The sequence below is a fragment of the Streptomyces himastatinicus ATCC 53653 genome (assembly GCF_000158915.1).
Classification (GTDB): domain Bacteria; phylum Actinomycetota; class Actinomycetes; order Streptomycetales; family Streptomycetaceae; genus Streptomyces; species Streptomyces himastatinicus.
Window position 1 is genome coordinate 1,363,971 of the sequence record NZ_GG657754.1, and the last position, 1,221, is coordinate 1,365,191.

The 1,221-nt window shown below is 74.6% G+C and carries 3 protein-coding genes; 1 reads left to right on the forward strand and 2 read right to left on the reverse strand.

All coding sequences use genetic code 11. The features are described 5' to 3' along the window. The coding region (locus SSOG_RS53260) for a hypothetical protein (protein WP_208867325.1) at positions 1 to 278 on the reverse strand (278 nt) is incomplete at its 3' end. Then, entirely contained in the window at positions 275 to 835 is a 561-nt protein-coding gene (locus tag SSOG_RS58350) for a MoxR family ATPase (protein WP_050799772.1), read from the reverse strand. The genes SSOG_RS58350 and SSOG_RS53260, both read right to left, overlap by 4 nt. Positions 836 to 1,031: 196 nt before the next feature. On the opposite strand from SSOG_RS58350, the gene SSOG_RS58355 reads away from it, so the two are divergent. Next, a partial coding sequence (locus SSOG_RS58355; protein ID WP_208867326.1) for a hypothetical protein occupies positions 1,032 to 1,221 on the forward strand: 190 nt, incomplete at its 3' end.

Consider the following 1,221-nt stretch of genomic DNA (forward strand, 5'->3'; position numbering starts at 1 on the left):
CTGTGGAGCGGGGTGGGCGGGGCCGGTGGCGGCTGGAGCGGTTCCGGTGCGGCGGCGGGCCCGCCGGGCGGCTGCTCGACGGGCGGTGGCGGGGCCGGTGGTCCGGGCGGTGGTACGGGGCTGTCGCCCGGTGGCGGGCCCGGGGGCGCGGCGGCGGGCGGCCGGGCGGGGGTGATCTGCCCGGCCAGCCAGAGGAGTTCGGCGACCTCGCGCACCGTCAGGTCCTCGTCGCCGCTGAATCGCCTCGCCAGGGCGAGCGCCTCGGTGATGTCCGTCATGCCATGTCGTTCAGCGGGCGCAGGAGTTCCCGCAGGACCGTGGGCCATTCGGGGTCGTCGGCGTGCTCGGCGGTGTGTTCCAGCCGCAGGGTGTTGAGCAGCTGGTCGGTGGCGAGGAGCTTGCGGCCCTCCGTCAGATCCTTCGCGAAGCTCTCCAGCCGTGGACCGGAGGCGCGCAGCACCTCCGCGCCGAGGTGGGCCTCGACGATGCGCTCCAGCTTCTGCCGGGAGGGCGGCCGGATGTCCAGCCGGACGCAGCGGCGGACGAACGCGGGCGGGAACTCGCGCTCGCCGTTGCTGGTGAGGACCACGAGGGGGAACTCGGCGCAGCGCACCTGCCCGTGCCGGACCGGTTCGCGGCGCAGCCCGTCGTCGGTCATCACATGGACGTCGCAGACGGGGTACCGCTGGAGCTCGGGGATGGTGAACTGCCCGTCCTCCAGCACCGAGAGCAGGTCGTTGGGCAGGTCGACGTCGCCCTTGTCGAGTTCGTCGATGAGCAGGACGCGGGGGCGGTCGGAGGGGAGCAGCGCGGTGCCGAGGGGGCCGAGCCGCACGTATTTCCCGATGTCGAGAGGGGCTTTTCCGATGTCGGCGGGGGCCTTTCCCGCCGTCGGCGCCGTCGGCGGGGGCCGTGCCCTTCGGCGGCCGGGTGGCGGCGGTGGCCTCGGTGCGCCCCTCGTCCTGGAGGCGGCCGATGGCGTCGTACGCGTACAGCCCGTCGGCGAGGGTGGTGCGGCTGGTGACGGACCAGTGGAGGACGCGGCCGAGGCCCAGTTCATGGGCGATGCCATGGGCGAGGGTGGACTTGCCGGTGCCGGGCTTGCCGGTGACCAGGAGCGGGCGGCGCAGATGGATGGCGGCGTTGACCATCCGGGCCTCTTTCGGGCTCGGCGCGGTAGGTGGTGGCGACGCCCGGTGCGGGCCGGGGCCCTTCCGCGGG